This is a genomic window from Paraburkholderia silviterrae (assembly GCF_004353915.1).
GTDB classification, from domain to species: domain Bacteria; phylum Pseudomonadota; class Gammaproteobacteria; order Burkholderiales; family Burkholderiaceae; genus Paraburkholderia; species Paraburkholderia silviterrae.
On sequence record NZ_SMRP01000006.1, the window covers coordinates 146,457 to 167,486 of the forward strand.

23 protein-coding genes and 1 pseudogene are annotated in these 21,030 nt (G+C 61.7%); 2 read left to right on the forward strand and 22 right to left on the reverse strand.

Annotated features, from left to right (window positions below; translation table 11 throughout):
- Positions 1-293 (forward strand): annotated as a pseudogene (locus tag EYW47_RS41355) (hypothetical protein); the annotation flags it as partial.
- Here the strand turns inward: EYW47_RS41355 and EYW47_RS14835 are convergent.
- Together EYW47_RS14835 and EYW47_RS14840 are read right to left on the reverse strand one after the other, a co-directional pair.
- Positions 281-760, reverse strand: a complete 480-nt coding sequence (locus tag EYW47_RS14835) for a tail fiber assembly protein (protein ID WP_133195578.1) — start codon at positions 758-760, stop codon at positions 281-283. The pseudogene EYW47_RS41355 and the gene EYW47_RS14835 overlap by 13 nt on opposite strands.
- A gap of 3 nt (positions 761-763) precedes the next feature.
- Positions 764-1,672: a hypothetical protein gene (locus tag EYW47_RS14840; protein WP_133195579.1), complete on the reverse strand. Its 909-nt coding sequence runs from the start codon at positions 1,670-1,672 to the stop codon at positions 764-766.
- 361 nt (positions 1,673-2,033) lie between these two features.
- Here EYW47_RS14840 and EYW47_RS14845 point away from each other — a divergent pair, with 361 nt between their 5' ends.
- Positions 2,034-3,197: an acyltransferase family protein gene (locus tag EYW47_RS14845; protein WP_133195580.1), complete on the forward strand. Its 1,164-nt coding sequence runs from the start codon at positions 2,034-2,036 to the stop codon at positions 3,195-3,197.
- Here EYW47_RS14845 and EYW47_RS14850 read toward each other — a convergent pair.
- The 20 genes from EYW47_RS14850 to EYW47_RS14945 form a co-directional block, all read right to left on the reverse strand.
- Positions 3,176-5,215: a hypothetical protein gene (locus tag EYW47_RS14850; RefSeq protein WP_133195581.1), complete on the reverse strand. Its 2,040-nt coding sequence runs from the start codon at positions 5,213-5,215 to the stop codon at positions 3,176-3,178. The genes EYW47_RS14845 and EYW47_RS14850 overlap by 22 nt on opposite strands.
- A 21-nt stretch (positions 5,216-5,236) precedes the next feature.
- A complete protein-coding gene (locus tag EYW47_RS14855; RefSeq protein WP_133195582.1) occupies positions 5,237-5,887 on the reverse strand; it encodes a YmfQ family protein in 651 nt (216 codons plus the stop codon).
- 5 nt (positions 5,888-5,892) lie between these two features.
- Positions 5,893-7,029, reverse strand: coding sequence for a baseplate J/gp47 family protein (locus tag EYW47_RS14860; protein WP_133195583.1), 1,137 nt, complete (start codon positions 7,027-7,029; stop codon positions 5,893-5,895).
- Positions 7,029-7,484 (reverse strand): phage GP46 family protein, encoded by a 456-nt coding sequence (locus EYW47_RS14865; protein ID WP_133195584.1) that lies wholly within the window; start codon positions 7,482-7,484, stop codon positions 7,029-7,031. Before EYW47_RS14865 ends, EYW47_RS14860 begins: the two co-directional genes overlap by 1 nt.
- Positions 7,481-8,074, reverse strand: a complete 594-nt coding sequence (locus EYW47_RS14870) for a phage baseplate assembly protein V (RefSeq protein WP_133195585.1) — start codon at positions 8,072-8,074, stop codon at positions 7,481-7,483. The genes EYW47_RS14865 and EYW47_RS14870 overlap by 4 nt, the downstream gene beginning before the upstream one ends.
- Positions 8,071-9,141, reverse strand: coding sequence for a phage baseplate assembly protein (locus EYW47_RS14875; RefSeq protein WP_133195586.1), 1,071 nt, complete (start codon positions 9,139-9,141; stop codon positions 8,071-8,073). Before EYW47_RS14875 ends, EYW47_RS14870 begins: the two co-directional genes overlap by 4 nt.
- Positions 9,138-9,701 carry a hypothetical protein gene (locus EYW47_RS14880; protein WP_133195587.1) on the reverse strand — a complete coding sequence of 188 codons (564 nt, stop codon included), beginning with the start codon at positions 9,699-9,701 and terminating at the stop codon, positions 9,138-9,140. Before EYW47_RS14880 ends, EYW47_RS14875 begins: the two co-directional genes overlap by 4 nt.
- On the reverse strand, positions 9,698-10,492 hold the full coding sequence (locus tag EYW47_RS40885) for a DNA circularization N-terminal domain-containing protein (RefSeq protein ID WP_165976567.1): 795 nt from the start codon (positions 10,490-10,492) through the stop codon (positions 9,698-9,700). Before EYW47_RS40885 ends, EYW47_RS14880 begins: the two co-directional genes overlap by 4 nt.
- Before the next feature lie 2 nt (positions 10,493-10,494).
- On the reverse strand, positions 10,495-12,372 hold the full coding sequence (locus EYW47_RS40890; protein ID WP_165976568.1) for a phage tail tape measure protein: 1,878 nt from the start codon (positions 12,370-12,372) through the stop codon (positions 10,495-10,497).
- A 117-nt stretch (positions 12,373-12,489) separates the two neighbouring features.
- Complete coding sequence (locus EYW47_RS14890; RefSeq protein WP_133195588.1) at positions 12,490-12,846, reverse strand: phage tail assembly protein; 357 nt, start codon at positions 12,844-12,846, stop codon at positions 12,490-12,492.
- A gap of 13 nt (positions 12,847-12,859) precedes the next feature.
- The gene (locus tag EYW47_RS14895; RefSeq protein WP_133195589.1) at positions 12,860-13,237 is read right to left on the reverse strand and encodes a phage tail tube protein; all 378 of its coding nucleotides are present in this window, start codon (positions 13,235-13,237) and stop codon (positions 12,860-12,862) included.
- A gap of 61 nt (positions 13,238-13,298) precedes the next feature.
- Complete coding sequence (locus EYW47_RS14900; RefSeq protein ID WP_205710074.1) at positions 13,299-14,792, reverse strand: phage tail sheath subtilisin-like domain-containing protein; 1,494 nt, start codon at positions 14,790-14,792, stop codon at positions 13,299-13,301.
- Positions 14,789-15,013 carry a DUF2635 domain-containing protein gene (locus EYW47_RS14905; RefSeq protein WP_133195590.1) on the reverse strand — a complete coding sequence of 75 codons (225 nt, stop codon included), beginning with the start codon at positions 15,011-15,013 and terminating at the stop codon, positions 14,789-14,791. The genes EYW47_RS14900 and EYW47_RS14905 overlap by 4 nt, the downstream gene beginning before the upstream one ends.
- A gap of 5 nt (positions 15,014-15,018) precedes the next feature.
- Complete coding sequence (locus EYW47_RS14910) at positions 15,019-15,588, reverse strand: hypothetical protein (RefSeq protein WP_133195591.1); 570 nt, start codon at positions 15,586-15,588, stop codon at positions 15,019-15,021.
- A gap of 4 nt (positions 15,589-15,592) precedes the next feature.
- The gene (locus tag EYW47_RS14915) at positions 15,593-15,913 is read right to left on the reverse strand and encodes a head-tail joining protein (protein ID WP_133195592.1); all 321 of its coding nucleotides are present in this window, start codon (positions 15,911-15,913) and stop codon (positions 15,593-15,595) included.
- A gap of 2 nt (positions 15,914-15,915) precedes the next feature.
- Positions 15,916-16,947 carry a major capsid protein gene (locus EYW47_RS14920; RefSeq protein ID WP_133195593.1) on the reverse strand — a complete coding sequence of 344 codons (1,032 nt, stop codon included), beginning with the start codon at positions 16,945-16,947 and terminating at the stop codon, positions 15,916-15,918.
- Positions 16,948-17,032: 85 nt separating this feature from the next.
- Positions 17,033-17,719 carry a head decoration protein gene (locus tag EYW47_RS14925; RefSeq protein ID WP_133195594.1) on the reverse strand — a complete coding sequence of 229 codons (687 nt, stop codon included), beginning with the start codon at positions 17,717-17,719 and terminating at the stop codon, positions 17,033-17,035.
- Between the two features lie 55 nt (positions 17,720-17,774).
- On the reverse strand, positions 17,775-18,470 hold the full coding sequence (locus EYW47_RS40895) for a hypothetical protein (RefSeq protein ID WP_165976557.1): 696 nt from the start codon (positions 18,468-18,470) through the stop codon (positions 17,775-17,777).
- A 26-nt stretch (positions 18,471-18,496) separates the two neighbouring features.
- Positions 18,497-19,381: a S49 family peptidase gene (locus EYW47_RS14940; RefSeq protein ID WP_133195597.1), complete on the reverse strand. Its 885-nt coding sequence runs from the start codon at positions 19,379-19,381 to the stop codon at positions 18,497-18,499.
- Entirely contained in the window at positions 19,378-21,030 is a 1,653-nt protein-coding gene (locus tag EYW47_RS14945; RefSeq protein WP_133195598.1) for a phage portal protein, read from the reverse strand. Before EYW47_RS14945 ends, EYW47_RS14940 begins: the two co-directional genes overlap by 4 nt.

Below are 21,030 nucleotides of genomic sequence, written 5' to 3' on the forward strand. Positions count from 1 at the left end.
TGATCGTGATTGCTCTCTCACTTGATCTCGCCCATGGAGCGTTATTCAATATTGGGAAATGGTTCGGCAAGATCTCCTATAGTCTGTATCTGACCCACACGCCCATCCTGCATGCCTGCCTTATTCTCTTGTTTCCTCGAATCGGTGGCATTGCAACTGCTCTGATCGCGATTGTGTTGGCAATCGGTTTCGCGGCACTATTCAATCGCTATATCGAGCAGCCATCCATTCGTCTCGCTAGAGCAGTTGCAAGGCGAAATAGGGCTGCGCACCCGGCGAACTATCCGGCCTGAACGGAAATCACTGGCTGCGTTGGCCAGGATGGGTTCGCTGTCGTCAGATCGACTTTCGACAGCGCCAGCTTGTATGCCGCCCATGCTTTGAAGGTCTGGCTGTCCGAAGTATCGAGAAGGCCTGCGGCGTAGGCATCAGCGATGCCAAATGTTGCATTGTTCGCCACCTGCATCAGGCTGTCGCGCATTGCGGTGTTGGTGGCCGCGATCTGCTCTGCGGAAGGCGGCGCTGCCACTGGCGCCGCGAATGATTTGCCGCCGTCGGCCGTCACCCATCCCTGTTGCGGCTGGGGGCTGATTGCGGTCACATCGATCAGATTCGCGACGAATGCGGCCGTGAAACGCTGCGCTACTGGAATCTCGTCGCCTTTCTTGAAATTTCCGCTCGGATCGTCGGCGTCCCAATAAGCCGATGCGATAAGTGGCTCAATCACTGAGCCGCCGACGACATGTGCGTATAGCTTCATGGGTTATTTGCTCCCGAATTCAAAGATCAGCCCCCAACCGGCGCCGCCGTTCCCGCCGCCTACAAGCGGGCTCGATGGCCCTTGTGCAGCGCCGCGGCCACCGCCGCCGAGGATGCCCGCGATGCCTCCTGTCCCAGGGGGACCCTGCGTAGCTGCAATGCTGTTACCGAGTGGCGAAGGGCCGCCACCACCGGCGACCAGGCCGGCAGTTCCAGCGCTAACCTGTATCGCCATGCCGAACGATCCAGGCCATCCCTGCGAGTTGCAGATGTTGCCGCCGGTTGCCACTGGCGCGAGCGTTGTCCCGGTAGTCCATGGGATGCTCGTGCTTTGCAAGCCACTCGTCGATCCGCCCACGCCGCCGGGGCAGGTAATCAAAGACCCGATGGAAGTGGTACCACCGTTGCCGCCAGCAGCGCCGGCAGCAGTAACGCCTCCCGCACCAATCGTGATGGGGATGGGGGCGGCGCTCGTCAGTTGATAGATACCTTCCGCATACGCGCCGGTCGAGCCTCCGCTGGCGATCGCATATTGACCGGCACCTGTTGCAGGCGTGCTGCCACCGGCTGCGCCACCGCCCATTGCTCGCGTATAGATCAATGAATTTGGCGTGGAAGGCGTGAAAATCACGGACCCCTGCGTCGCGTACATATTGACGCTCAGAAGATCGCCGTACCCCTTCAGCGCCCGAATTGCCGTCAGCACCTGGTTGTATGCCGTCTTGCTCGGAGTAAGCCCTGCGGCTTCGACGATGTTGATGAGCTCCATCATCAACATGTTCATGAAATCGGCATCGAGGATTGTTGCCGGGATGCCGCTCACCGGATTGCCATTCGTGAAGAATCCTTGCGTGCCTGCGACAGCTGGGGCCGGAAGCGAACTCGCGGCAGAGGGTTGGTCAGTCTGGAACATTCACGCTCCACATAAATAGGAAGGCCCGCATCTGCGGGCCCAAAAAAGCAAAGCCGCCCCGCGGGCGGCCTCGTTACCGTGAAAATCCGCCTTGCGGATATGAGATACTTCTTGCCTTCCTTGGCATATTCTTACAATTTCCTTTTATATGGCAGACGAAACCAGTTCGCATAAGCTGGCCAACGGCCTGATGCGCTTCGCAGCGGCACTATCTGCGCTTACGATTGCCGCGTCGAGGGTCGGATTCCCAATGCCAGATCGAAACATCACTGTCGCATGGATATTTCTCGCCATATGGGGAGTCAGCGAGTTGGCAATGTGGATCAAGCGCACAAAGCAATAAGAAACGTCCTGATAGACCATGCAGAATAAAAATACGACACATAACGCATCACTTGATGGCCTTCGCGGTCTAGCCTGTATCTGGGTGATCCTGTCACACATGGATGCATTCGTCGGCACGGCGACTTCATCCACAGGGGCGTATAGCCAAGCATCCCTGATGTGGCGCTTTTACCGGCGCCTGATTGACGGAAATTTCCCGGTATCGGTTTTCTTCGTGCTGAGCGGATACGTGCTCTTGCTCGGATTCAATCGATCGAACGACATCGACCAGCTATCGAAGGCAGCAGTGAAGCGCTATTTCAGGCTTATGCCGATGGCGCTATTCTCTGTTCTATTGGCATGGGCAGTATCGAATTCAATTGGCTTCCATAACGTCGAAGCGGCTAAAGCCATTGGCGGACATTCCTGGCTCGCACAGTACTATCCTGATCGGCTTCTGCTCTCGCATTCCATCCGGGTCGGTCTGATCGGCGCTTTCACCGGCGACGATCTGTATAACTTCCCGCTCTGGACGATGCGCGTCGAACTCTTCGGTTCGCTTCTGCTGTTTGCGGTCGCTGCGCTCTTCTACAGCAACCGCAACTTCTGGATGGTGTGCGTCGCGGCTACTTTCGGCCTCTGCTACCTGTGCGGAAACTTTGGCGTGTACTACGCCCTGTTTCTCGCAGGAGCAGTCCTGCTGCGCTACCCATCCCTGAGGATTCCGGCATGGGGCATCTTTGTCGCTCTCATTCTCGGTTCTGAGAATATTTGGACACCCGAGGCTTTGTGGGCCGCACCTTATCTGCACTTCACCGGGATTGACTTCGATGTGATATGCCACGCAGTCGCATCGGTGCTGCTGGTGTCGTCGGTCCTGGCGTCGCCCAATGCATCACGCGTTCTTTCGTCCCGTCCAATCGCTTATCTGGGAAAGCTTTCTTTCGCGATGTATGCGCTCCATGCTGTGGTGATGCTAAGCGTAGGCTCGCATATTCTGAGTCTGGGACCGGAGTACGGACATCCCCGCCAGTTCGCCGCCATCGGCTTTGTGGTGACTTTCGCAGTCACGATCCTGATCTCGCATCTTGCATACAGCGCAATTGATGGCGGGGCACAAAGATGGTCGAGCAGGATCGCGGACGCCTTCTTGAGTGCAAGGCGCCCGCGCGCAAGTCATCAATTACCCGAGATGGAATAGGAATAGGTGTGGCCAGCAGTTGCGGTGCTGATCGTGATGCTGGTCTTGCTGACCGTGTATGGAGGTGTACTGCCTCCTGCGTTGTCCACAACAACACCGCGAGCCTGATTGGAAAAGCCGGCTCCCGCGAATGTCAGGGTGCAGGCCGTTCCGCTCGTGCCGACAGTGACCGATCCGGAATAGATCGTTGAGCCGGCTGCCACGGTCGGGCTAGTCCCGCAACTCGACGCCACGGGAGGATAGTTGAATCCGGATGGCGTTGGGATGATCAGCAGCATCGAGTGAGGGTCATTCGGCGCGCTCGAATAAACCGAACTGTCGCTCTGGTACGACTGCCACACATACGCACCTATGCGAACCACATAGGGGCCAACTGCTGACGTCTCGCGATCGAGTATGTAGAAGTTGCTAACGCCAGAGAGACCATTACCGGACGTAACCTGCGGACCATCGTTGAGGCCGTGCAGATTGAGCACCCCAATGTCCAGCATTGCTTGGTTATTGAGGCTCGAAACGCTACCGGTGAGGTTGGCGGAGTCCCATAGCCGCGCAACATACCATCCGGCTGCCTTGATCGGCGCGTAATAGACGCTCAGGGAACCGATCCGGCCGCTCGAGTTTCGCCAATCAATCAAACCAGAAAAGCCGGTTCGAAGGGTGATCTCTTCTAGGTGAACAGTTCCGGCAGATACCCCTGTCACGCCGCAGAAACGCACCGCGTTAGCAACCGTCGACCATTCGATGTTGAGCTGGTCGAGCGACAGTTCTGAGATGTCCGCACCGGAAACCGTACCCGTGCTTGAACATTGCCCGAATACCGCACCAGCATCTGCGCTCGACGTGAACAGATACGAACCGTTGTAATTCGTGACATAGAGGTTCGAGAACACCGAGCCGGTCTGCGTAGCCCCTTCGATGTCAAGCCCACGGTACGAATATCCATTCACCTCGAGGTTCATCACGTGCGCCGAAAACATGCTATCGGCAGACGCGGTAGGGTTGTACAGGCCCGTACCAACATAGCTGATGAGCACATTCTCGATACGGCCGCCGCGCTGCAATGCTAGCGACGATACTGGCGAATAGGTTTGAATACCGTTGCGCTGTCCCTGCGTTTCGGAGCCAGTGATGATCGAGGAATTAAAGCCGATGCCAAGATCGCGGATCACTGCAGCGCCACCAGCAGTGATTACGCTATCTGCCGCAGTCGAATCATAGCTAGTGATGAAGGACTGGTGAGCGCCTGCCCCCACCATCACACCAGCAGTGTTATCGATTGGCCCGCTCGTGCGATAGCAGCCTTTCGGCAGAAAGATCGCACCGTAAGTATTCAGTGCAGTCTGGATGACCGACTTGACGTCCTGAGTATAGCCGCACGTCAGCACGTCGACTACCTGCGTCGGCGTCATCGAATTGAAGACGTTGTAATAGCTGGTCGGGTAGCCCCAGACCGGATCGGCGCTCGCCCCTTGTGACTGGAAGAATTGACCCGACGTGCCCGCTCCAGGTGAAGACGACACGGCGCCCGTACCCTCTCCGATGAGCGGCGCATGCGCAGTCTGTGACGTTGCGCCCATGCCGCCCTGCGCCACGGACAGAGCCGTCGTCAGGCCGGTCAGAGACGTGATATTGCCATTCGCGCCGGCCGAGGCGACCGTGCCGCAGGTGAAGCCACTACCAGCCGTCCACTGTAGGGCGCTCGAGGACGAACTGCAGCTCGGCATCGTGAATGCTGCTGGTGATGCGGAGGATGACGTCGCATTCGCGAGCACAGTATTGGCAGCTTGCGCGGCAAGGTCCGCTGTCGTCACGAGACCGGTCGCGGTCAATCCGCCAGTAACCGTCAGGCCCGGCACGGTCAGCGAGCCGGTAAGTGTTCCACCGGCGAGCCGCACATAAAGTGCAAACTGGTTATTCAGTTGCGCGGCCGTCAGTACCACCCCCGGTGTGAACTGGGCGAAAGCCGGAAATGCAACGAGCGCGAGTGCAAAAAAGATCACACGCAGGAGTGATTTCATCGTCATTTCCTAAGCAGTACTTCAGGAGAGTGAAGATTCGCCAAGCACGAAGGTGCTATCCAGCGCCCCCGGTGTGCCATATGCGAAAGTCAAAACGGTGTTAGCAGGAATCAGTCTGCGGAGCTCACATTCGAGAACGTCAGAGCCCCAGACCGCCAGCGGCTCGCCGACGGCAGACTGTCCCAATGAGAAGTAGGTGATCGTGTTGGCCGGCGCGTCCACGCGCCACGCGAAAGCCCAGTCCTGCGTTCCAAGCGGACAGCCCATCCTTTGCTGCCCCATCCGGAACGGCGTGAACTGAGTGATCGTGACCTCGAAGCCCAGCGACTGCGCATACGCGATGAAGTACGCCGCCGACTGGCCGCCAGAATTCGTCAGGCGCGCAACGACCTGTTGCCTGCGAGCCTGCAAGGTCGGTGATTCCCCGGCGCACGGGTCCGGAAGCCCGAGTGTCGCCTCCCACTGCGGTAGCAATTCGTCCGCAGTCGCCGGAAATGCGTCGACAAGCAGATAGTTCGCGCGATCGTTATGCTGCTGGAACGGCGTCGCGAGCCCCAGCAGCACCTGCGTCTGCACCGCGTCGGCATCTTTCGGCCAGATCTTTCCCCGCGGCATGCACGCCAGCAGCGCCGCGAGGAAATCTGGCGCTTGCAAAACAAGCACATCGTTCATGGCAGCTACGAATAATTGATCGTGCCGATTGTGGGGATCTGGCCCACGATGTTCGGGATATTTGCCGCGGGCGACGTCATGACAAAGCCCTGTGTGCCAGAGATCGCGGCGATTTCCGATTCAATGAGAGAGAGATCGACTAGCGGGATCTCATTGATAACCGGAGCGCCGTACTGAAGAAAGACGCTCGCGATCGCGCTTTGAACAGCGGCCTTTGTGGCTGCGCTCCAGCCTCCCGTCCCCGTGAAGACGAAGTTGATCGGGTTCGCTATCGGCGCGCACGACCAGACGAGGGCCGTTACAGGCTGCGCGGAGAAAATTGCGTTGGCCACGGTCAACTGGTCGCCGGTTGCCGTGTCCGGACTGCGCGTCTCGCCACTGGCGACACCATTGGTTCCCTGTGGGAAACCACCATGTGCGGCTTCGGAGACATCGAACATCGTGAACACGACCACGGTGCCCACACCGAAGCCGTTCGGATTGCACCAGGCGCGCGTGACGCCAGGCACTTCCAGTGCCCAGGTCACGTAGTCCTGCGTATCGCCGCCCTGAGGCGGATTCTGGTAGGCCTGAAGCATGCGTGTCATCAGGCTGTCCGGTGATTCGATATCGGCGCCCCCGGTAAAAGCCGTAGCCGCGGTCCCGTTGGACTGGATGCCATCGATTGCGGTGGCAAGCGTGAACGTCGTGCCAGCCGCACAATTTCCAAATGCGCCTGTTTGCCCAGTCGGATCCGCGTTGCAGATTGCGGGAGCCGTCACCGCACCACCGCTTACCGTCGCGTCGGCTGTGGTCGTATAGCCCACACCATCACCTCGCGTCAGCGGCGTGCCGTCCGGCAGATCGACTCCGTTCGCGCCCGGAAAAGAGACCGTGCCAATTGCCTGCTCTGCCGGCTTCTGGAACACATTCTTCAACGCGGCCCACATGGCCGTATGTTCGCCGGTCGATGTGATTGGCACGGCCTGCTGGGAGATCCAGTCAAGGTAGCCATAGACGAGATTGAGAAGGTTCGCCAGCGCGACGCCCGTGATATTCAGGTTCGCGAAGCGCAATAGCGGATCCGAGCCCTGCAGGGCGGCCGCCATGTCCTGCAGGGCCTGCGTCTGCAGTTGTGAGAGTGTCGGTCGTGCGAAAGGCATTATTGGAACTCGCCCCAAACCCAGTTGAACTGCGGAAACTTCGTCCCGTCAGGCCGGTAGGCCTGAATCCAGATGCCAATACCCCAGGTACCCGGCGCGCCCTGCACCCATGCGAGAGTGATGTCGTGCTTCGCCACGACGCCATCGTCGAGCAACCATTGCACTGCTTCATTCACATATGTGCGGGCCCGGTTCATCGTCTGCTGGGTCTTCGTCGAGCGCTCGAGTAGCCAGAGCCGGGAGCCGATCGGATATTGCGCGCCGGCGTCGCCAATCCAGCCGCGCGCGTCGTTCGTACCGTCGGGAATCACGTCTCCAGGCTGCGCGACACGATCGGTGAAGATGCTGATCAGGTAGGCTGTCTGCAGGTCACTGCCGGTGAGCAGCGAGACGCCGGAAAGCGCCCAATCGCCGCGAGCATTGGCGACATCCCAAACTGTCGTTGTATCGGTCATACAGTGAGATTCGGCGGGGTTGTCGTGATCGTGCTGCCACCCGTTTGCACATCCACCACCTCGTGATCGTGGCCATCATGTGCGGCGCGCAGCTGCTTCAGCGTGCTCGAGTTGGTCTCATAGTTATCGACGATATCGCCCGTGCATTTAAGGACCGGCGTATCGAAGATCACTTCCGTCGACGCGCTGATCATCACGATCGTCGCGCCATTTACATTGACAGGCTGTCCGTTCGCATTGAGCACGACCTGCCCGTTCGCGAGATAGAGGCTCGTGCCGGCGGGTCCGTTATAGAGCATCGTCTCTCCGGATTTCAGGCCGGTCGGGCGCGTCTCCTGATGGTTCGTGCCCACCACTGCGCCATTAGATGTATCGCCACCGACATTGATGATCATCGCGTCGCTGCCCGCCGGGGGATTTGATGCGAGGCCGTACTCCGCCATGCGAGGAATGTTGTCGCGCGTCTCGAGACCGCTTGGCGCAAGCTGCAGCTTCTGGATCGACCCACTGTCGTTGACGAGCGAGATGCGGCCCCTGCGCACCGTCAACATCGTGCGCAGATAGTGACGTTCGGAATAGTCGTCGGTCATTGGACTGCCCCCGCCGGCACATCGGCCGGGAAAGGCTGCAACAGGATCGGCTCCGGATAGAAGGCGGTCGGCGGCATGATCATCATCGTCGCGCGCGTGCCATTCTCATCGCGCGTATAGGTCACATCGCTGATCACCCAGGTCTTGCCAGTCACCTTCAGCGTTGGCAGCGCGAGCGGCACGAGCGTATTCGGCGTATAGAGCGTGCCGCTCGAATCGCGCCAGCTATCGGTCGTCAGTGCCACCGTGAAACTGCGGCCGTAGCGGCGCGCGCACTCCCAGTTCGCGCGCTGAATCGCGACGTCCTGGCCACCGCCCCCGGCCTCCGCGATGATCACGCGGCGCCGGTGGCGCAGCACCGTCGGATCCTTGACCGTGGCAAATAGATTGCCGCCATTGCCGACATCCGTGAAAACGTCGACCGACTGCAGGAATGCGAGGTATTCCGAATAGCGCTGGTCAATCGAGAAAATCGCCCTCGCCTTCTCGACGTTCACGCCTTCAGTAAAGCCGTTCGTGGCCTGGCTCGTGCCGATCGAACCGAGGATGAGGTTGCCGTCGGTATCCTCGTATGGGAGCAGCGCGCGGTACCGGCAGATACGCTCAATCACGTCATATGCGGTCTCGCCGAGCATCAGGTTGAACTGCGGAATCGACGCGCCGGGCTCGCCCGCGCAGCTGACCGTGATGCCGTAGTAGCTGGCGAGCTTCGAGGCGATATCGAGTACCGACGATCCGAGGATCTGTCCGCCCGGCCATTCTGCCGCGCAGTCGACGAGGTCCTGACACTTTCCCCGACCGGAGACGGTGATCGAATGCGTGATCGGATCGTAGGCTGGTGACACGCGATCGACATAGCCGGTGATGACTTGGTCGTTGCCGATCCAGACGGTGCATTCGTCGCCCGGCTGGACCGTGAGATCGAAAGGCTGGCCGGGATACCTTTCCGTCATCTCGATCTGGAAATCGGATGGGCACCGCTCCACGCCCCTGCTCACACGCACGCGTGTCCACCCCGATAGCCGGCTGCCGCCGACTACCAGCGTGAGGTCATCGGAAGCGGTCATGAGGACAGTGCAGTAAAGCCCGGAGGCAGAAAAGCAGGGTGCGGCGCGCCGGATTCTGTGACGAGCTCGGCGGCACGCGTCGGATCGCGATACAGGCGTTGCGCGAGCACAGGCGCCGGCAGTGCCGCGGGCACGTTCACGACGATTGTGCCCGGCAGCCCGGCCGCGCGCGCCTGCAGATCCTGCACGACGGCAGCGCGCAGCGCGCGCAACGCGGTGAACGTGTTGTCCTCTCCCTGATTGCCAGCGACGAGGATCTCGACGTCGAGCAGCTGCGTGACAGTTGCCTGCAGGTTCGCCGCATCTGTCGTCGATGCTGGCTGATAGTTCGCGGCCGCGCGACACAGGGCAACGACGGCGGCCCGTCGAAATAGATCTCCGCACGCATCCTGCATCGCGGCCATCGACATACCGACGACAGATGCGGAAGTGATCGCGTTCGGCTCAAAGTTCGCGAGATTCGACAGCAATCGCACGCCGTCTGCCGGATCAATCGCCGAGGCGAGCAGCGCGGCCGCAAGCGCCTGAGCGGCGTTCGCGAGGTCGGATGCCTGACTCATATTCCCAGCTCGCCAGCGATGGTGTTGAGGGTATTGCCTGCATTCGCGACGGTCGCACGCAGCATAGTGCCCTGTGCGAGCAGCGAGTTGACCGTCACGTTCGCCTGCTGCACCGACTGCAGCGCCGCGCTCGGATTAAAGCCATTCAGACGCCCACCGAAGAAGCGCCCATAGTTGCCTTGGAGCGCATAGACGGTTTTGTAGACGTTGCGTGCATCATTCGAGAGCCCCTGCGCCTGCGCCGCCCACAGCGATGCCGTCGAGGCTGCCATCTTGACCACCGCGGCGCCCTGCTGCAGCGCGCTCTCAGCTCGCGTGACGAAATCCGCTGATGCTCCGCTATCGGCTGAAGATGCGGCTGCCATGACGGCATCGAGCGTGGACGTCGCCACGTCTGGAAACTGCTGCAGGCCGCTTTCGACGAACTCGAAATGGACCTCGAAAACGAGGCCTTCTTCCTTGCGCGCAATGAACTCGCAATCGGCGCACGCAACGGTCAGCGTACCCAGCGTCGGATGCACGAGCTGCCCAAGCCCCGGCGTCTCGACCGCCTGGATCATCTGCAGCTTTTGCTGGACGACTGGGCCGCCGTTATAGACCTGATCGTTCTCGAGCAGGAACCCGGTGATGCGATGCTCGCGACTGCGCCGCCCCGTGTCTTCCATCCACGGTGTATCCCGGAAAGCATATTCGTGGCGCGCCCAGCGACGGCCGAACTTTCCACCTTCCACGTAGACGCCGAAGGGCACGCCGTTGAAGCTCGCCTGCAGCAGATCTGTCCAGTAGCTCATGATTACCCCGTCGGCATCGAATAAGCGACGCGCGTGGGCCCGAGTGAATCGTTGCGCGGCGAAACCGTGACCGCTGCGCCGGCGGGCAAACCGTGCACGTGCAAATCCAGCGCAATGGGCGCCTGCTGCTGCCCCTGACCGCCGGGCTGCGCAGCGGGCGGAGCCTGGCGTTGCCCGGGTGCCACGCCGGCCTGCTGCATCCCGGCCACCGTCGCCTGCCCCATTTGAGCCGGCGTATAGGGCATCTGGCCGTTCTCCGCACGGATCATCCCTACCATCAGGGCCGATACGATCTTCGGGTCCGTCAGATCCGGCACCGCACCGGCCTGCAGGCCGGTCGCCGATGTCATGAGCCTGGTGTAGTTTGCGATCTGCTGAGGAGTATTGCCCGTGCGCGCGCCGCCCGTCCACTTGTCCTGAATCTGCGCGATCGAAAGGCGCCGGTAATTGCGCTCGAGGTTGGACACAGCCGCGGCGATACCCTGCGTGGGATCCGCATATACACGCTCTGTGCCATTCGCGAGGATATTGAGCGGATTGTTGCTGCGGATGCCGAGCGGCGCGCTCCCGGCCGGCGCCGACGTCGATCCGTTGATACCCAGCCAGTCCCCCAGCTTTCCCCATCGTCCGACGGGCTTCTGCCCGTTCGTGCCGTCCCCAAGCGCCGGGGGCGTCGCATTCGCCATCGACGCGCCGATGTCGTTCCAGTGCTTGTAGATCTCGTACGACAGGAAGCCGATCGTGCCTAGCGCGGCAAGAATGGGATTCGCCCATACCACCGCGCCGAGCTGCACGAGCGCGGTACCGAGTTGCGCGATCGCGCCGAGCAGCGGTGCGCCCATCATCGCAATCACGCCCGCCAGCGCCACCTGCCAGCCACCGATCGCATCGACGAACGATAGGACGCCTTTCACGGTATCCGTGACGTCCTGCCAGACCTTCTTGAAATCGATCTTCTTGACCCAGTCCGCGATCTGCTTCGCGTACTCGGCGACCTTCGTCGCGATGAGCTCGCGATTCGCAGCGATCCAGCCCGTCAGTTGATCGACGAGCGGCTGGAGCACAGGAATCAGCGCACTGCCGATCGAATTCTTCAGGCCGCCCACGGCGGTCTGGAGTAATAGCAGGTGCGTCTCGAATTGCGTAGCCGCCTCGAGCGCCGGACCACTCATCTCGCCGCCCAGAGCGCGCACCTGCTGCTGATATGCGGCGATTGCCTTCGGCCCCTGTCGCAAAAGCGGAAGCAGGCCGCTTACGCCGAAGGTGCTGGCGATCAGGCTCTGCACCTGCGCATTGCCTTTGATGCCCGGGCGTTGCATGACGGCCGCGAGATCCATCATCGCGCGTTGCGTGTCTACCGAGCCGTTCTTCAGCCGGTGCAGTCCGATGCCGAGACGGTTCATCAGCATCATCGCGCCCTGGTTGCGGCCAAAGCGGGCATCCTCGAGCGTATTGCCGAGCGACGTCAGGCTCGAAGCGAGCTCCTCGGAGCTCACGCCTGCGAGGCGCGCGGTGGACTGCAGGCCCATCAGTTGACTCGCCGACATGCCAATATTCGCGGCCGCATTGGTCACGTTCAACGCGAGCTTGCCCCACTCGGTGGCGAGCGCCGCAACGCCGGCGATCGATCCGACGCCAATGACGGCCGCCAGGGGCGCGAAGATCTTCCCGATCTTCTCGGCAACATTTGCCGCGGCTTTCCCGACGCCAACGAAGCCCTTGGCCAGTTTCGGCACACCGGTCGCGCGCACGAGGCCCGAGATCGAACGGTTCAGGCGCGTCACAGGCATCAGGGCATTCGCGAACGAGCGGTTGACCTTGTTGATGGTCTTCGTTGCGTTGTCGATCGCCGAAATGACGATATTGAGTTTATTTGCCATTGCCCTGCGCCTTGGTCGCTTCTCTCACCATCCGATCACTATCGACGATCCATTCCGACAGCTTTGTCCATGTCATTGACCACGCTTCTCGCGGCCCCCAGCGATAGAACCGTGTGGTCACTCGGGCGATGTATCGCCAGTCGTCTGGGAGCCCCTGAAAAAAGCAAGCAGGTATTCCTGCGCGAGCATCATGTCCCGACCGCCCATCAGGCCAATGATCGGATATGGCGTGTCAGACACTTCCGCAATGAAATGCTTCAACGCCGTGATCTCGCCCTTCTTGCGGGCCATCTGGCTGAACTCGTCGAACTGATCAAGGGTTGGCTCGTGAAGCTCGATCCGTGTGTGGATTTCGGAGTTGTCGCCCTTACCGAATTTGATCGGCTTCAGAAGCGTCAGCGTGAAATCGAGCGGCAGTTCTTCCCGCTTCATCTTCGTGAAGTTGGGTGCGTCTGACACGTTTGCATCACTCATTGAACTGCTCTCCTTAGTCTTCGACGACGGAACCCTGCAGCCCTTCGAAGCGAAGTTCGAAAGTGCCCTCGGTGGTGTCCACCTTGATCTCTTCTCCGACCTGCCACATGTTTCGGCCGATCACGTTGATGCCGTTCGCGAGCGCGCAGGACACCGTGCTGTTCGTGATGCCGTTCAGCGCCTGCGTATTGACGTTGCTGGCCGCGCGAAACGTGCCGGCGATATACGGCGCGACGGGCGTTTCTGCGTAGCCATGCACCGTGTCCTGACCGGATTTCGTCTCCCGCTTCACGAGTGCGGTGCTGTACTCGAGCTTCCCCTCGAGCATGTATTGCACGCCGTCCACCTTGAATTTCGCAGTCCCGGCGATGCGATTGGTCGTATCGGCCATTTCGGTTCCTCAAAAGAAAATGGGCGGCCATCGCCGCCCGTGTCCATCTATCCGCCGGGGTTCAGAGCATGAACTGGAACAGCAGCGCGAGGATGTTCAGCTGGTTGACGAGCGTCGGGTCATAGCCGATATCGACGCGGTTCGGATTGCTCGCATTCTGCTGAACGATGAGACCTTCCGCGAACGCCTGCGAATCCTGAACGAGGCCCTGGTACTCGAGCGTCCCATAGTTCGCGATCAGATCGGTCCGGATATCGTTCGGCGTCACGATCGGGGAGCCGGGCGCGAAGAGCGTGCCGTTTGCCACCAGAATCATGCGCGAATACTTGGAGGTCACCATCGTCTGCAGCGCGCGGATCACGGCTGTGATCAGGAACATCGTGTTCAGCTGCAGATAGCTGTTGTCGGGCTGCCCCTCTGCGTTGAGCTGATACGTCGTGATCGTGGCCTGCAGATGCACCTGGTTCGCCGTATCGACCGTGAACGTCGAAATCCCGTCGAAAAGCAGCGAATTCTGCTCGGACAGCGCGAACTGCGACTGGATCGGCGGCGGCAGAATGCCCTGCAGCACGACGCCTTGCAGCGGCACGCCCGGGTTTGCGCGAATGCTGACGGCGGCCTGCGCGGCATATGCGGCGGCCCACTCCCATGACGTCGTCGGCGAATCGTAGAAACCCATCACCGATGCATTCGGATCATTGAGCGTGGGCCCGAACGACGTGATCGCGCCATACGTGCCGCGATAGGCGTAGAACGTGTGCCCGTAAATCATCGACTGCCAGCTCCAGCGGCCAGTCGTGAAATTCAGGAACGCGGTGAGCGCGGCCATGGACGTCGAGTCGGTGAACGCGCACGCGATGAAATCGAACGGCATGCTCGACAGGTTCGCGAGCGCCGTCGTCATCGTCGGATTGACCGCGCCGCCCGACATGGCGGTGATGGTGTATGTGAGGCCTGCAGGCGTCGATTCGCCGGCGCGCACGCCGCCATAGTTCATCCGGACGTCGATGTCGTTGGCGGCGAGACATTTGTTCTTCGACGTCACTGTGACGACGCCCAGCGCGGCGGCCGCGGTCACAGGCAGCGTGTTGAGCGCGTTAATCGCCGCCGCGACGGCCGACGCGATCTGCGTCGTCGTCATCGCGGAGGTGACCGTTACCGTGACGCGCTGACCGGCGACATACAGATAGATCACGCCGGTGGCGGTCGGAGCAGCCGTGAACGAGATCGAACCTGTAGCGGCGACGGCGCTCGGGTCATCCGCGAGCGGCAGATACCAGAGCTCACCGAACGAGTCGTTGTTCCGATAGGCCTGCGTCATGATCGAGATGATCGAGCCGGCGCCGCACTTCGCGTTGGCGTCGGCCGGACCCTGCGAGATCAGCGGCACGGCCGGCGTTGCCGTACCAGCTCCGCCGCCCGTCGAGATCATGTTGCCGATCAGCAGCGCGCGCTGGTTTTGCGACGCCGTGTTCGCGTTTTGGTTATTGACCTCGGCGAAGAAGAACGGTACGCGCAGATTGCCCGGAATCTGCTGGAAGGGAATTGTGCTCACGACTGTTCACCCCCTGCATGCGTTGCGCTCGCGGATTCCTGTTCAGCCGCCGGCGCGGTGGGCGCCTCGTCCGTCTTCGGCACCGTGAGAGTGACGTCTTCATCACGCAACCGACGCGCCCAGAACAGATCTGTTTCGGGAACATCCAGACCACTTGCCGTGAGAAATTGCTTCGTCACCGGGTCACGCACTCGGCGCCCCGGTACCGGATAAACCTTCATGGGTCTTACTCCTGAGGCAGGCTGATATTCAGCCCGGGTTGAGGCGTGCCGGCGGGAACCGTCCACGTAAGTTCGACCTGCTCGAGCGGAACTCCGAGTGGCGGCAGGGCAGCTGGGCGATCCGAATAGGGATCGATATCGACGGGAAACTCGAGGCCGAAATTCATCCGCACCTCGCCGGCGTGATACTGGCCTTTCGCACTGATCTCCTGATCGGTGTCGACCCAGGCAAAGCGCTGAATGGCCGAAATCAGCGGCTGGCAGGTCGTGACCGCATACAGGATCTGATCCTCGAACTGGTCGAGGAGGGCCTGCACAGCAGGGCCGCCAGATGCCGCGCCCGTGCCCTTGACGCGGCCTGTTATCGCGAGCACCGCCGTCGCGATGAACTGCGGGATCTGGCTGCCCTTCGCGCGCGACTCCTTCTTCTCGCGATAGCACTGCACGAGAATCGCGGGATAGTCGGGATCGACAGTCGGCCAGTCGGCCGACGCGAAGACGTTCTGTCCAGCGAGCGTCGCGGAGCCCTGGAGAGCGGCGACCGCATAGCCGCGGAGCGTGGATCGGTATGGCATGTGGCTATCCGATGTTCAGATTCAGATAGGCCCAGCCGAGGCCGTCGTCATCGACATTGCCGACGGCATACGTCACGCCGCTGATCGTCGCCGAATCGCCCTGCGCAGGAGGCTTTGCGAGCTGCGAAACCTGCAGCCCGAGCGTCGCGACCGTGATGTTCTCGTTGGGCGTGCCGTCGGCGTCGAACTGCTCGTCGGTGATCAGCGTGAAGATGCCGAGGATCGTCACAGGCGTGCTCGCGCCCTGCGGCAGATAGGCGATCGCAACCTGATCGCCGAGCGTCGAGCTGATCGCGGCATTCAGCGTGCCGTCGAAGTCGATCATGCTCAGGCCGCGCCCTTCTGCAGCACTTCCGGACGCGTACAAATATGGAGTGGGTAGCTGTAGGCCTCCATCTTCCACCAGCTGTTGCGATCGCGATCGAAGATCGGGATCACATACGTCGGCTTGCCCGGGGTATTCACCCACTCGAACGATTCACCTGGCGCGTATGCGACGCGGAAAATGCCGGGCGCCCCAACGGGGAAGAAATGCACCTCGTTGTTCGGCACCTTGATCGTCACGTTGTCATCCGAGCCGCGGTAGTTCATCCAAGTGACGCCGGCGAACGGGAACGCGTCGAACGCTCCACCCTGCTTGTCATCGCGCAGGTCCGCGGCCGCCGACCAGTTCACGAACGTGCGGATCACGTCCTGGTGATTCACGAACTCGTCGTAAAACGAGTCGCCGCACAGCGCATAGATGCGCGTGTTGGGCGTGAACGAGCCCTGCGCCTTGCGCGCCATCGTCCGGCGGATGCCGTTGATGATCGGACGCAACGAGTACTCGATGTTCGCCGCAAGGTCGAACGGGACGGGCGTGGGCGGCGCAATGCCGAATTCGTCGAACCAGTCGTACAGCACGTCACCGTCGGCGTCGATCAGCTTGCCCTGCACGGCCGCGAGACGATGGAATTCCCACGTGTATTCGATATTGCGCAGGATGCCGGTCGGGCCATTCATGCGACGCGCGACTTCCACCTGAACCTGCATGAGCTCCGATTCCGTGCCGAACTGGCGGATGCTCTGGATCTCGTTCGCGTAGATCGTGTCGCTATGCATCAGGCGCGGTACATCGAAGTAACGGGCCTGGCGCTTTTCCGTCGTACGCTGGACGCCTTCGGCGCCACGCGGCGTCGTCGGCACAATGATGAGCTTGCCCTGGCGCTGCTCGACGGCCAGCGCCGTGGTCCGGATCGGATCCGGCTCGAAGATATCGAGGTCGCCGAGCCCCGTCGGCTGAAATGGATACTTGTCGACCGCAGCGGTGAGCTGGATGGTCGTGAAGGGATCCTGATGGAATACGTCCAAGCTGGCCATTATTTGGCTCCAGAAAAAATAATGGCCGCTTGCGCGGCCATAAGGACTTTTACTGCGGGTAGTACTGCAGGTGGTGACGTCTCGATCAGCGCGTAATGATGCCCAGCGCGGTGAGCTGCGACGTCGCCGCGGCGATCTGAGCTGCCGTCGCGCCGCTCGGCCAAATGAGCTCGAAGCCGTTGATCTCGCATTCACGCGTGACGACGGTGCCCGGCACGTCGTTATTGGTCGCATCGGTGAAACCGAACGCGATGCCTGCAGCGTTCTGCGAACCGTCGCTTGCAGACGGATTCAGCGGCACGAAGGCGCCGTTGATAGCCTCGACCTCGATCGAGAACTCATCGCCGGCGACGAATGGAGTCGAACCGATCGTGATCGAAAACGAGATCTGATTGCTGAATACGGGAGGCGAGCTCGATGCCGCGGTTGCATTGCCGATCAAGTTTCCATACGGGTCATTGACCGCGAAGTTCGTCGGGGACGTAGCGACCGCCGTGTAAATGCCGAGCTGCGCGCCTGCCACGAGTGGCGTCCCGGCCATGGCGATCGTGCCGTTGCCGGTGTTGTTGTTTTCCTGCGCCGGGTTGCCCGGCCACGCGGCGGCGACCCCGCCGGTCTGCAGGCCGAGCACGGTGCCTGGATAGACCTTCGTGGCGCCGCCAATGGTGCCGACGTCACGTGAACGGTGGCCGCGGGCCTCGGAAACGAGGAACCCGCCAGCGTGCCAGTTCTCGATCAGCGGCGTCTGGGTAAGGACGGGGGGATTGGTCATGATTCAATCCTTGAGGGAAAAGAGGACGGTGCCTGCGCGTGCGCGGGCGTCTGGTTTAGCTGGCGCGACGCGGCTTCGACCCAGCCTTCTGGAACGCGGCATCCCAGCTCGCAGCGACCGCCTGTTCCTGCGACATACGCGGAGCGTCGCCGGATCCGAGGCTGGGATTGCGGCGCACCTGAGCACCGCCAGTCGAGCCTCGCGTCTTGTCGAGGACGGCGATTGCCTCGCTGCGCGTCATCGTCGACTCGAAGGCGAGATTGGCCGCCAGCTCCGTATTGCGGCCGGCGCCCTTGCACGCGAAGATCGCAGCGCAGCGCGCACGCTCGCGGCGACGGGCTCGAGCAGCTGCGCTGTTGCCGCGCATCTCCTCTTCGTCGTCGTCATCCTCTTCAGCGCGCTCGTCGTCCTCGTCATCGGCGGCGCGCTTGCCCTTCTTGCCGCGCTTTCCTTTGCCGTTGTCGTTGTCATCCTTCGGCGGATCCTTGTCGTCGTCGATGTCATCGTCTTCGTCGTCGTCATCGTCGTCGTCCTGCTCGCCGCCCTCCGCGCGCTTGCCCTTCTTGCTGTCGCCGTTCTCGCGGTCCTGCTGCTCGTCCGGGCCCTCGTCATCGGCGGCGCGCTTGCCCTTCTTGCCCTTGCCGCTGTCGTCGTCATCGCTCGGACGGTCGTCTTCGGAGCGGGCGCCGCGGCCGAGATGGGCGAAGCTCAACCCACCCCGCGCAGCGAGATTTCGAAACAGATTGCTCATTGGATTTACCCTGATGGTGGGATGAATCAGCCCAGCTCTTCGAGCAGGGAAGCGAAGGCCTCGTCGGGTGCCATGACGGCATCGGCGAAGCCGATCTCGACGCCGGCGGCGCCGAGAAAAGTGCCGGCCTCGGTATCGCGCACGGCGGCCATTTTGAGATCGCGGTTGCGCGCGACGGTCCGGACGAAGATTTCGCCCATCGCGTCGACATCCGCCTGGAAGCACGCGAGCGCATCTTTCGCCAACGGGTTGAACTCGTTGCCGTCGGCCTTGCGCGCGCCGTAGTGAATGAGCGTAACGTCGATGCCCGCCTTCGAGAGCGCCTGGGACATGTCGACGTGCATGCAGATCACGCCGACGCTGCCCACGCCGCCCGTGCGCGGCACGATGATCCGATCGGTCGCACTCGCGATCGCATAGGCTGCCGAGTAGGCGCTTTCGGTCAGCACCGACCAGATTGGCTTCTGACCGCGGGCCGCATAGATCGCATCGCAGAGGTCGAAGCATCCAGCGACCTCGCCGCCAGGCGAATCGATGTCCAGCATGATCGCCCGCACCTCCTCGTCGCCCAGCGCCATGCTCAGCAACGCGCGGATGCCGTCATAGCCCGTCATGCCTGAGAACGGGTGAAGCATGCCGAGCTTGTGCACGAGCGTGCCTTCGACCGGGATCCGCGCGACGCCCTCAGCGATGTCATAAGGTCGATACTGCGCCGGCTCGCTGTCATCGAACTCCTCGAGGAACGCGCGCGCGCCACCGTCCGCGAGCGCGAGCGCCGTGCCGTCTTCGCGGAAGAGCTGCGCGATACCAAAGCGGTCGGCGAGCGCCGCCATCACGATCTCGGCCTTGTGCGGCAGGATCGCGATCGGCACATTGAAAAGGCGCGTCGCGAGGTGTGGAAAGTTGATCATGCTGCCTTGGGCTCTTCGGGAGGTTCGTCGGTGCGCGTCGCTATCTCGGCGCCGCCCCACTCGGGAAGCGGGATGTTGCGCCGCTTGAACTCGGCGATCTCGATCTGGCGCTGGTCGAGCAACTCTTCCCAGTCGGAGCCCTGTTCAGCGGCTTCCTGCTTGAGCGTCGTCAGCGCAGCATCCATCTTCAGGATGGAGCCCTGCGGTTCCTTGACCGGGTCAACCCAGCCGCGCGCGGGACCGAGCCACGAGCAACCGGCATAGGCCGTCGCTGCCTCGATGAAGTCGGGCGCACCGTCTGGGAGCGGCAGCTCGTCGTTCTCCATGGCTTCGCGCAGCCAGACCGCGTACATCGGCGTCGCGGTGCCGGCCGAGAATTCGAGACGACGGCGTACCAGCGTTTTCCAGCTCTCCAGCAAGCCCGAGCGTGCGCTCGAATACGTCGTGCGCGTCCAGTCCTGCGTGACTTGCTCGATCGACACGCCGAGCGCCGATGCCACGCACCCCTGCATCTCATGCACGAACTCTGTGAAACCGTTATGCGGATGGTCGGAGGTTACAGACTTGATGTCCTCACCCGGCGCGAGCGCCGGAACGCGCGCGCCGCTGAACATCGCCGGCCGTTCGTCGTTCCATTCCTTGCGCAGGCTCTGATAGAACTTGAGCTCGTGATTTTCACCAATCGCGTCCTGCACCTCGGCCGGGTCATATGGGCTCGTGATGTACGTCCCGATCGAGGCTGCAAGGGCTGCGGCCTGCAGTTCGATGCCGTAGTAGCGAGCGAGCATCTTCGCGTGGGCGAGCACCGGCGTGAATACGCCGATGCCGCGGTTCTGTCCCGCGCGATCGCGCTCGAAGTCATGAATCACACGCCGCCAGCCGTCATCGTCTTCGGCGATCACGCGCTCCCATTCCATCGACTCGACGGCGTTGTACCAGTCGTTCTGGTGAGCCTTCCGGATGTGATATGCCATCGGCACGCCGTCGTCGTCGATCTCGACACCGCCGCGTAGATGCCTCGTGTCAACCATCTGCATCGGATTGGACAAACGGTCCGGATCCACGACCAGATAGCAGGTCGCGTATTGCGCGGCGCCGCGCCCGATGCGTTCCGGCTTCCAGTGATTGACGATCAGGTCCTCGCCGTCGATCAGCTTGTGCCGCAGCGCAAGCCGAAGCTGCTGTGAGACGGTCAACTGGCGCGACACGTCGTTGTAACGGTTCAGGTCATTCGAATACAGGCGCCAGCGCGCCTCGACCGCGCTCGCGAACTCCTTCGCCCAGTTGATATCGAATGCAGCTCCGCTGATCAGGCGCAACGCACGATAGTCCGGTGACGCGGACAAACGCAGCGACGCGCCGCAAGTGTTATCGAGGATGCGGGTGATCGCACCGCTCGAGCGGCCATCGTTGCGTACCTGGTCGCGGGCGCGCGCGACCATGCGGTCGCGAAACTGCGTGATCTCTGCGTCTGGCGAGCGGATCCAGGGCAACCAGTTGCCCATCTCCTGCGACTGCCAGTCGGCGGCCTGATAGGGGAAGAACCAGCGGCCCACGCCGCTCGTCAGTGGCATGCCGTTCGGATACTCGGCGCGCTGACGCGGGAATGGGTTGCCCTGGGCGTCGACGATCGAAAGTTCGTTGCCCAT